Origin of the sequence: Endozoicomonas sp. ISHI1, assembly GCF_024606225.1 — a bacterium.
Lineage (GTDB): Bacteria > Pseudomonadota > Gammaproteobacteria > Pseudomonadales > Endozoicomonadaceae > Endozoicomonas_A.
Genome location: NZ_JAGRPU010000001.1, coordinates 512564 through 523540 on the forward strand (window position 1 = coordinate 512564; position 10977 = coordinate 523540).

At 46.1% G+C, this 10977-nt stretch carries 7 protein-coding genes and 1 pseudogene; 4 read left to right on the forward strand and 4 right to left on the reverse strand.

Annotated elements, in window-relative coordinates:
- Positions 1–51: 51 nt before the first annotated feature.
- From KBW69_RS01900 to KBW69_RS01910, 3 genes are read right to left on the reverse strand one after another with little or no spacing between them, the layout of a single operon-like run.
- Positions 52–1212 carry an iron-containing alcohol dehydrogenase gene (locus KBW69_RS01900; protein WP_257279728.1) on the reverse strand — a complete coding sequence of 387 codons (1161 nt, stop codon included), beginning with the start codon at positions 1210–1212 and terminating at the stop codon, positions 52–54.
- A 59-nt stretch (positions 1213–1271) separates the two neighbouring features.
- The gene (locus KBW69_RS01905; protein ID WP_257279729.1) at positions 1272–2855 is read right to left on the reverse strand and encodes a BCCT family transporter; all 1584 of its coding nucleotides are present in this window, start codon (positions 2853–2855) and stop codon (positions 1272–1274) included.
- Entirely contained in the window at positions 2855–3010 is a 156-nt protein-coding gene (locus KBW69_RS01910; RefSeq protein WP_257279730.1) for a hypothetical protein, read from the reverse strand. Before KBW69_RS01910 ends, KBW69_RS01905 begins: the two co-directional genes overlap by 1 nt.
- A gap of 406 nt (positions 3011–3416) precedes the next feature.
- Here KBW69_RS01910 and KBW69_RS01915 point away from each other — a divergent pair, with 406 nt between their 5' ends.
- The 4 genes and pseudogenes from KBW69_RS01915 (at position 3417) to KBW69_RS01930 (ending at position 9516) form a co-directional block, all read left to right on the forward strand.
- A complete protein-coding gene (locus tag KBW69_RS01915) occupies positions 3417–5927 on the forward strand; it encodes a CoA transferase (protein ID WP_257279731.1) in 2511 nt (836 codons plus the stop codon).
- Positions 5928–6845: 918 nt separating this feature from the next.
- A complete protein-coding gene (locus KBW69_RS01920; protein ID WP_257279732.1) occupies positions 6846–8090 on the forward strand; it encodes a hypothetical protein in 1245 nt (414 codons plus the stop codon).
- 172 nt (positions 8091–8262) lie between these two features.
- A pseudogene (locus KBW69_RS01925) lies at positions 8263–8418 on the forward strand (IS3 family transposase); the annotation flags it as partial.
- 33 nt (positions 8419–8451) lie between these two features.
- The gene (locus tag KBW69_RS01930) at positions 8452–9516 is read left to right on the forward strand and encodes an SPFH domain-containing protein (RefSeq protein ID WP_257279733.1); all 1065 of its coding nucleotides are present in this window, start codon (positions 8452–8454) and stop codon (positions 9514–9516) included.
- 89 nt (positions 9517–9605) lie between these two features.
- On the opposite strand, the gene KBW69_RS01935 is transcribed toward KBW69_RS01930, so the two are convergent.
- Positions 9606–10775, reverse strand: coding sequence for a hypothetical protein (locus tag KBW69_RS01935; protein ID WP_257279734.1), 1170 nt, complete (start codon positions 10773–10775; stop codon positions 9606–9608).
- Between the last annotated feature and the right edge of the window lie 202 nt (positions 10776–10977).

Genomic DNA, 10977 nt, shown 5'->3' on the forward strand with positions numbered 1-10977 from the left:
TATTATCAGAAATGGTTTTCTTGGCTCGCGACTGTCTTGTTTGGTTTTGGCTTAGTCCCAGAGCTGCTGGTAAATCGTTTTAATCTCTTCTGCGTCAGGCACCCTGGGATTATTAGCCGGTGAACCGGATGCCAGAGCCTGTAATGCCATGATGTCCAGCACATCAAAAAATGCATCTTTATCAATGCCAAATTCCTGTGGACCGGGAACTGAAAGCTCGTCATTCAGAGCTTTAAGCTCGATCAGCAGCTTCTGGTTTGCTACGTCATCAGTGTCTCCCTGTTCAGCGACGCCCATAGCCCGCGCACAGTCAGCATAGCGATCAGGCGCAGCGGGAATTGAATACTTAGTCACAGCCGGCAATAGCATGGCATTGGACAAGCCGTGGGGAACATGGAAAAAAGCGCCAATAGGTCTGCTCATACCATGCACCAGAGCCACCGAAGCATTGGAAAAGGCGACACCCGCCAGAGTTGAGCCCAGCATCATGGCTTCGCGGGCTTTTTCATCCTTGCCATTGTGATAAGCAGTTCGAAGGTTCGGTGCAATCAGGCGCATGGCTTCCAGAGCCTGACTGTCACTGTATAAACTGGCTTTTTTACTGACGTAGGCCTCCATGGCGTGGGTCAGTGCATCAATACCTGTGTCTGCTGTCGTTCGGGCAGGCACACTCAATGACAGGTTATAGTCCACCAGTGCCGCTGTCGGCATATAAGCAGCCCCGACACAGAGCATTTTTTCGTCGCAGGTTTCATCCGTGATAATGGTGACTCGAGTGGCCTCAGAGCCCGTACCGGCAGTGGTGGGTATGGCAATCACCGGCAGTCCGGGCTGATCCATGATCCTTGGGAACTTATAATCCCGCATTTCACCGCCATGGCATGACAGTACAGCTATTGCCTTGGCGCTGTCGATAGGACTACCTCCACCCAGAGCGACAATACAGTCGTAGTTTTCCTGCCTGGCCATTTCAACACCCGCCCGTATGGAACCGACGGTGGGTTCCGGTACGGTATCTGCAAAAACACTGGACTCAATGTCGTTTTTTGTCAGACAGTCCTGCAGTGTCTGGACATAACCCAGCTGAACCATCATGGCATCAGTAATAATGAGAGGCCTTGTACAACTCAAACTGGCCAGTACATCAGGAAGAGCCTGGCTGGCCCCCGCCCCCACCTGCATGATGCGGGGCAAAATCACTCGTGTAGACATAACAAACCTCTTGTAATCGACTGAAATGACGTGCAAATCTTGCTCACAGTCCATATCTATCAGGAACGTCCATCTCTTGCCATTGAGACCCCGTAATCCTCCCCACCTGGTAAAGCCTCCTCGCGCAGGGCTTTGATAAGACCATAGGTGGCAAGAAGCAGAATGATCGAGAATGGCAGTGCCGCAACGATAGAGGCTGTTTGCAAAGCCTTAAGACCACCGGCGTACAGTAGAACGGCTGCCGAGGCACCAATCACCAGTCCCCAGAACACTCTGAACCGGGCAGGCGGATTGTCACTCCCCATAGACACCAGGGTACAAATCACCAGAGTCGCCGAGTCCCCGGAGGTCACAAAATAAGTCACCAGCATGATGGTGCAGATGCTCGCCATCAGCACGGACATCAGCTCACTCTCAATTAGCAGTTTCAGAGTGGTAAACAGAGCAGTAGTGATATCTTTGTTCACAGCCTCTGTAACACCGCCGTCACCGTAAAGCTCCAGATAGAAGGCGCTGTTGCCAAATATAGTGATCCAGAAAGCTGCCAGTGTCGTAGGTGCCACAAGAACACCAAGAATAAATTCACGAATGGTCCGGCCCTTGGAGATACGGGCAATGAACATGCTGACAAAAGGCCCCCATGCAATCCACCAGCCCCAATAGAAGATGGTCCACCACCCCTGCCATTGGGCATCTGGCTCTGGATCAACCCACAACCCCAGGGAAACGGCATTCAACAGATAGTCACCGGTATTGGTAAAGAATGCCCCCAGCAGATAGGCAGTCGGACCAAAGATAACGAACAGCCCCAAAATGACTATGGTCAGATGCATATTGAAAACACTCAGGATACGAATGCCTTTGTTCAACCCGGTCAATACTGAAAGAGTTGCCACTACCGAGATAACTGCAATCAGGATGACCTGATGAGTGGTGGACACTTCTATGCCCAGAAGATAGCCCAACCCGGCGTTCATCTGTTGTGCACCCAGTCCCAGTGAAGTAGCTATGCCGAAAACGGTTCCGAATACTGCCAGCAGGTCAGCTGCATGACCTATAGGCCCATAAATCCTGTCGCCAAAGATGGGGTAGAGACTTGAGCGGATAGTGATGGGAAGCCCTTTACGATAGGCAAAGTAGGCCAGAATCAGACCAGTCACAGAAAACAATCCCCAACCATGCAAACCCCAGTGAAAAATTGAGATTCTCATGGCAACCTGAGCCGCTTCTACCGTCATAGCCTCGTCTTCGCTGATAAACGGGTTGCTTTGAAAGTGGTAAATCGGCTCGGCAATACTCCAGAATAGAATGCCAATACCGATGCCAGCACCAAACAACATGGAAAACCAGGTAAAATTACTGAATTCCGGTCTGTCATCATCACTGCCCAGACGAATATCTCCATAGCGGCTGAACACCAGCCAGATAGAAAAAAACAAGAAAAAAGACATTATCCCTATGTAATACCAGCCCAGATCCGAAGCAATAAAGTTTTTTGCCGCTGAATAAATGCCATCGGCGTATTCAGGATCAGCAACGGTAAAAACAATAAATGCCAGAACCAACAATGCGGAACCAACGGCCATCACTGGATTGGCTCCCGCGAGTAAGCCAGCATACGACGTCGTATTATTATTATTCATTATGCTTTGCTCTTTTTGGGTTCACGAACAACCATGACCGAACACTTTGCATGGTGACTACTGACCAGATTCATAGCGTTGGGGAGCGAGTGCTCCCAGAGGCTTTCACAGCTTCGATCTATGAGAATTAATATATTTTTATTTTTATTACTCATTTTCAACCTTCTATTTGAGGCATTTACCCTCAGGAACATCATCAAATGTGACTTGCATATCGGAGCGCGCCACCATTATCAGTGGCTGGAAAAAGAATGAGAAACAATAAAATAGATACCTGAGACCACATTATTTTTATAGCTAGACGGAGAAGGAGTTCACCTTTCAATTCGGAAATGCCCATTAAAGCTCGACATCAGCCAGTTTATTTTGAATCAACTCTCGTTTAAGTTACGGTAAGAATGGCAAGCACTTTTTTCAGCAATAAAAAAAATAAGGTCTCAGGGGTGTTTTTTTTTGCTGGTCGATCGTGCCATCCATTCATACCATTTTTCAGGCATAAACGCGTGCAATGAGCGCACCGTATTTTAATAAAACGCCGCCTCTTTTTGACAGGATTACCAGATGCACAATAAGAATAAATTGCCATTGAATGGTGTCAGGGTTGTTGATTTTGGCCAGCAAATTGCCGGTCCGGCTGTTGCCATGGTGCTGGCCGATCTGGGTGCAACCGTCGTCCATGTTGATCCACCAGAAGGTCCTCAATGGGACCATCCCGCCAATGCTGTTCTAAACAGGAACAAACTCTGCCTGAGGCTTGACCTGAAAACTGAGTCTGGCTTGCTTCGGGCACTGTCATTGATTGAAAAAGCCGATATCATCATTGAGAGCTTCAGACCCGACGTTATGAAACGTCTGGGCATTGATTTTCAGCAATTGAGAGAGTCGCGCCCGGATCTGATTTCACTGTCCATTCCCGGCTTTGCCAGTAATGACCATTTGAGAAGAGAATGGAAAGCCACTGAAGCAGTTGTTGCAGCTACTGCTGGTGCCTTCACAGATATGGGATTCAACCGCATCCTGATGGGTTTGAACCCGAGCTTTTCTCCTCTTCCTCTGGCATCTTCCTATGCCACATCGCTGGCTGCCAGTTCAGTGGTTCTGGCACTTAACGCCCGAGAAAAAACCGGCAGAGGCGATCACATTGAAGTCCCTATCATTGCCGCCATGATGGAAGGCCTATCCTATAACTCTTACGTGGTCGAGGGACTGCCAGAGCGCTACAAAACAATGCGTGAGCATGAAATTGAGCATCGCAGGAGCAACAACATTTCCATGGATCTTGGTTACAAAGAGCTTCAGGAGTATTTGGACCCCTTCTACCGAACCTACAAATGCGCCGATGGCCGTATGTTCTATTGCGTATGCCCATCTCACCGTAATCATGCTCGCCGTTGCCTGGAGGCTCTGGGTATTTATGAAGAATTACTGGCTGAGGGACTTCCGGATGTTGAAGACCTGCACCTGCCCATTAGGGAGTGGGACGGTGAAACGTCCATAGGCGTCTATCCATTACCGAAGAAATGGGCTGACATCATCTCAGCAAAAATGAAGAAAGTCTTCCTGACCAGAACCTCGCAAGAGTGGGGAGAGATTTTCGGTAAAGGACAGATTCCGGGCGCTCCTCACAGAACAACCCGGGAGTGGGTGAATGATGAGCACACCAACCAGTCAGGCCTGATCGTTGAGGTGAATGACCCCGTCTATGGTCTGATGAAACAACCTGGCCCCATTGCATGGCTTGAAGAGTTTGCTGAGCAAATGGTTACTCCCAATCCGCGCAAGCATGTCAGCTACGAAGAAGCCCTCTTTGAACTGAATACAGTCACGAATGAAGATGACCAGAGTCGGTTTGCCGCTCGCAGAAAGCAGAAAGCCCCCGCTCACTGGCTGGACGGACTTCGAATTCTTGATTTGACCAATGTTATTGCCGGACCACACTCTACAGCCTTTATGGCACGCTTTGGTGCCGAAGTGATTAAGCTGGACCCGGTCACCCCTCTTTATGATCCTCTCATTGGTACTCTTTTTACCTTCCAGACCGGCGTTGGTAAACGTAGCGCTCTGGTCAACATCCTGTCTGAAGAAGGACGCGAGGTATTCAACAAACTGGTCAAGTCAGTGGATATGGTGGTTATCAATGCTCCTGAACGCCAGATGAAGCCTCTGGGTCTGGACCACGAATCTTTGCAAGCCATTAACCCGGGCGTTCTTTTCTGTCGTCTGGATTGTTTAGGCGGTCCTTTGCCCGGTCCAAAAACCAATTACATTGGTTATGACGACATCATTCAGGCCAACAGCGGCATTATGAGTCGCTTCGGTGGTCCTCAGACTCCGGAAGAACACGCCCACCTCGGCACACTGGACGTAAACTGCGGTTTCTCAGGTGGACTGGCTATGGCTGTCGCTCTCTATCACCGCGAGAAAACTGGTCAGCCTACCCGGGCAAGAACATCATTGTCTGCAGTCACCAACCTGGCACAAATTCCCTTTGCCTTTGACTATCAGGGAAGAGCTCCGTTCAACGAGCCTTCAGGTCGACAGGCTCTGGGCTATAACGCCCTGTCTCACTTCTATGAAACACAGGAAGGATGGATTTATCTGGACAGTAATGACACTGAGCTGGGCAGACTGGGTCAGGTAGAGGGTCTCGAAGGTGTAGTAACGGCTGACAATCTCTCAGATTATCTGACAGAAGCCTTTAAAACAGCCCCGGCCGTTGACTGGAAGTCCTCGCTGGACAGGGTAGATGTGGCTTCGGCCATTCCACAGGCTATTGAACATCTCAGAGAGCAATATGGACGTGTTGCCGATGGTAAAGCAGGAACCGACTTGGGTAGCTTTGCCTTTTCTATCTATCCAGAGCATCCCAGCGGTCATCAGATCACACAGATCGATCATTATTCCATTCGACCCACAGATTCAGCTATCGTAGCCGCCACGCCTGCTGAAAGGTTTGGTCAATCAACCAGGGAAGTGTTAGCTGAAATGGGCTATGACAGTGAGTCTATTGAGTCAATGATTGAGCGTCGAATTGCAGGTACTGGCTGGGGCAAGGAGTTCCTTCCCAGCTGATCATCCATCGGCAGGTATATCCTGCCCCCTTTTCCATAAACATATCGCATTAAGCGTTTGAGACTCCTGCCAATTAGGCCGCGCCTTAAGTTATCATTCAGAGCTTTTGGCTGCGGCCATTTTTTTTGAACCACAAGGGAACACTCTCTCATAACGAGAGTTCGACGCAAAAAAGACATGGAGTCTCCAAACAAGCCATCTTTCGGATACTAGCAGCCTGTCGGACTTAAGCGTCCGTAGCGAGGATTGCAAGAAATTGAGGATAAAAATTTCTGCTTCTGAGGAGAATAGCGAGCTATTTGACGAAGAAGCAGGAATTTTTAGACCAATTTATTGCAACCGCAGTAGGACAGCCTTAAGTCCGACAGGCTGCTAGGAGGCTGACCGAGAATAGACTGCCCTACTGCGGCGGCAGCAAATTGGTCTGAAAAATCCGCTTTTGTTCGTCAAATAGCTCGCTATTCTCCTCACAAAACCGAATTTTCATCCTCAATTTTCTGCCGTCCTCGCTACGGGCGCTATTCTCGGTCAGCCTCCTAGACCCTGGACAGCTAACCGGCGGCTCAGTATCTGCCTCCGGATCTGAGTTATGCTGGTCAGCAATGATTAGAAATACTCACCAATGACGTCTATTGTTCACATTTATACCTAAGTGGCGCTTCAGCAGGTTATTTTAATCATGACTTCAATTTTTCATTTACCTGAATCCTGGAGAATAAAAGGTAGAAAAATACTTCTCTGTGCCCTGGTGTCTTTTTTTTTGCGCCGACAGCCTTCTCTGCCTGGGAGTTTGAATACTCACAAAGCATAGAGGAGTTCTGTGATGATGGTGGTACCAAACTGATGAGGGACGGTCCATACCAGTATTTCCTGTGTATCTCAAAAAAAAAGAACAAAACATTTACGGTTTCACATGCTATGAGCCAGGCTTTACCCGTTCCAATGACGGCTGTTCCAATCAACCCAGCGGGCGAACAGCCAAGCTCGGATGACCCTGAAGTTTATTCAGGCTATACCGAAATTGTTATAACCAATACACTTGCTGCAACATCAGTTTCCTCGTCGCTTACTGTTTTGGGCGCCATTAGTCTCAATAAAAGTCATATTGCTGTTAGTGAAAACGAGCTACCCGAACAGGCTCCCCCTATAGCAATAAAAAATGCCATAGAAACTTTCAAGCAATCCACTGTCTTTAGTGCAAAACCTGATGGCACTCCTATCTACTTTACAACTTCGGCAGTTCAGATGAACTCTGATAGAGCCAGAGCTATTCATGAACAGATAGGAAAAATAGTCAAACACCTGGATGAACTTGATGAACTAAAAGAAGAAATTCCACATTGGGTCAGGAGAACCTGGTTAATGATTCGAAGATACTATCCGACTTTTACTCGATTCAGCCCTGTCGGGGCATTATTTGTTGCAATATTTTCACCGCTCTACACAAAGTCAATTGAAAACACTTTTACTGACTATATAGAACAACCCTCATACAACTTCACAGGCTGCCGTGTTTTTGCCATTATCAATACTGAGAGGCTGATAAGGGATATGTACCAACAGGGCGTATTGATTTATGATCCTAAAAAAGGCTTTCCCATGTTGACCAGTGCCAATACGGTGAGAGAGATTGCTTTATCAGCCAACAAGTCCGTGCGCTCTTTTAAGACTAAAGGCGAGTTCGTTAGCTTTTCAGACAACTCACTCCATTGTCAGTGCCCCATTTGCTCCAAAACAGGAAGACATGCGGCCAGTTCATTTGGAGGCTGCCTGGTTGATGGAATAGTATTACCCAATGTTCTTTTTGTTAATGTCATAGATGAAGTGCGTAATCGACTTGACCTGCCTATCGGCAATATATCAGAAATTGAAATGTATGTTCAGAACATCTCTGATCCTCGCTTAGTGAGCCACCCTCCGAAAACCAGACTCTATAATTTTGTAAACTTCAGTTCTTTTGATGACACGAATGAAAAGTTCTTTGGAAAAACTTCTCCGTGCCAATGTGAAAGCTGTCCGACTATACCTACTAAAGAGTCGGAAGCATCTGCAGTTGTAGTGACATTTATTGTAAATGGGTTGGTGTTTGTTGCGGCTACAGCCATAGCTATAGCCTTCAACAATGGCCTAAGACGTGTAGTCATAAATGCCAGAGAACGGTAATTCAAAAAGCAGTCTTCTCCAATATGGAATGAGCCTGAAGCTTTTTCGTACCGTTCCTGCGCCAAAGGCTGTCGAAAAACCTACAAGCTAGCTCGCTGGAGACATAATCGACATATGCCGTAGGACTACTACTTTTTACCGTTTCTTTGGGCACTCTCTGCGATGTTGATGTGAAGCAGTATTTGAATACATTGAAATTGAGTATAATCGAACTCGTCGGCATAGCTGTCAGGGTTATTTAAGCCCTGAGAACTACGAACGAGCAGAAGATTGCTTAATCTGGTGTACATTTTTACTGCTTCTCATACTAACTGTGCTATACCTGTAGCTGCAAAATTCGAACTATCCAGAGAGTTGGGTTATGAAAAAAATAGCAGCTTTGATACTTTCGTTGCTCGTTGTTGAAACTACCTTTTCTGATGAAATCTCAGTTCACTGGTTATACAGTTGGATTCCTTTTACATATACAGTCCCGGAAGGCAGTGTTGGTATTTTCTTCAGAGGTGGTTTTTATAACAAAGTTTATGAACCGGGAATACACAGTTTATTCTCATGGCCTATTACCAAAGGAATGAGGATAAATGTAAGGCCTCAGATAGATATTATTGAGAATATACCATGCGGTACTATGGACGGTCTCACAATTATATTCCCTAGAATTGCAGTTTATAATCAACTTCATAAAGACGAAGTGTTAAATATTGTCTCAAATTTTGGCGAAGAATATGATCATTATTTAATAACAGAGCCGACAATCCAGGCAGTAACAGAACTGTGCACGACCATGACGGCCCAAGAAATATATATTGACAAGTTTCCTGCTATAAATGATTTTTTGTTAAAACACTTAATTGAAGAGCAAGGGAAAAGTCATTCTAAATTAAAAGTAAACAAAGTAGTTGTTTCTAAACCAGTTCTACCAGAAAACATAAAAAGAAACTATGAAGTGATTGTAGAAGAGAAAAGCAAGCTCGTAGCTGTTTCACAAACTCAAGCCAGGAAACTAAAGGAAGCCGAAACCCAACAATTGGAACGATCAAAAAAGGCTGATACAGATAAAATGGTAGCTGCAATAGAGAATGAAAAAAAACTGGCTGAGGAAAAAAATAAAATGGAATTAGAAAAAATCCGAGTTGCTGTTAGAGTTCATCAATTACGTGAAGACGCCGAAGCAGAAGCGTTTATACTCAGGCAAAAGGGTGAAGCAGAAGCATATGTCATAAAAATAAGTGGTGAAGCCCGTGCCAATGCCACTCTGCAAGAGGCAATAGCCAATGAAAGACTCATTACACCCTTGTATGTTCAGCTCAAACAAACAGAGGCTTTTTGGAGAAACAACAACTCTAAGCTGATATATTTTGGTGAAAAAATCCCCAAATCTGTATATCCGGGTTTTATCGATTCCAAGGATATAAAAAACCAGTAAAAAATATTTTTTGCCAGCAACTGCGTTAAATAACAGGGTTACAATGCAACTGCTGGCAAATAGGTCGTTATTTAAATTGTTCAGGAGAATCAATACCAAAGACTATCCGGAAGCGGCAACTGAAACTGGTCACCCAATACAGGTGGTTCAGGGGTTAAATTGTCTGAATGGCTGAAAGTGCTTTGCATTCCTTCCAAAAGCGACCCGAGCTCGTTCTCGGTGACTGTTATCATGCCCATTCCATGATTAGTGAACAAAGTGACCGTTTGATCGTCGTTCAAAGTCAGCAAAATCCAGATACCAGAGTTAGGTTCTGGCAATTGATAGGACGAGGTTCCATCCGATATATAAAAGCGTCCCAGAAAGTTCCAGCGTCCTGCTTGCAGGAATCTCAAAATCCAATCCTGAGGTTGCAGAAACATCATAACCCAACCCTGCGGATTGAGATTTTGACTAAGCCACTTCCACCGCCATGAACTTGTCATGTCAAGCACCGATGAAGGAATAACACAAGACTCAATATAAGGGTCAAATTTCACGTGCTCAGGAGCAAAAAGAGGGTGAATACGTCTCTCATCTCCCTTCCCATAATCCAGTAAGTAGACACTCAATCGTTTGACCAGACTATCATCCGCCTCCAGATGAGCCTGCTGTTGCCGCAGCAAGATATAATAGAGGTAAGCAAAAAAACGCCTCTCATTCCTCAGTTGCTTCCAGTCATAACTTGCCAGCTCGGCTTTTACTGAGATCGACAGCCAGCCAATTCTGATAAAGAAGGTTTTCTCAAGCTGATCTAAACCAATATCGGTGATCCCACTTGCCTCAATAAGGGCGAAAAAAATGGTGAGATCTTCAGGACTAAACAAGCTGGCAAACCCTTCACGGTTTCCTTCAGGAAGGTTTCTGTCAATCTGGCACTGCATGAATTCAGATCGTTCTCTGAACGTTTGTATTTCATTGCTCAGTCTCTCAGTCAGTGTGACTTGACTACCATCTAAACAGTCACTCGCAACGCTCAGTATATTCACTGCCGTTATGGTCTGGTTGTCTGTTTCATCATTCAATAGCTCTAACAGCAACTCGCATAACCCATAGACACCCTGATTTGACCTGAGAGAATTTGTTTCTCCACAATTAGGGCAAATGCCGCCCTCTGCACCTTGGTTTGAAAACTCTTTACAGTCAGGACAGGCGGCGTTCACTGTTAGCACAGACAGCCCCGCAGTCAGTAATATGAATACGATGAATAATCGCTGCATAGATATCTCTTGATAAGTCAGTTGCTGAAAGACAGTCACTCCCTTGTTTTGTCACTTAATACAGCAGGATAGTCAATGCGGATCAATCATGTCAGCATTATCGAGTCCGGTTAATTCATCAGAAGAGGTGTGAGAGGCCTGTGAACCCCGTGGTTTACGCTAAAACAGCCGTTGTCGAGACAGCTATTTTAACAACCAGCAC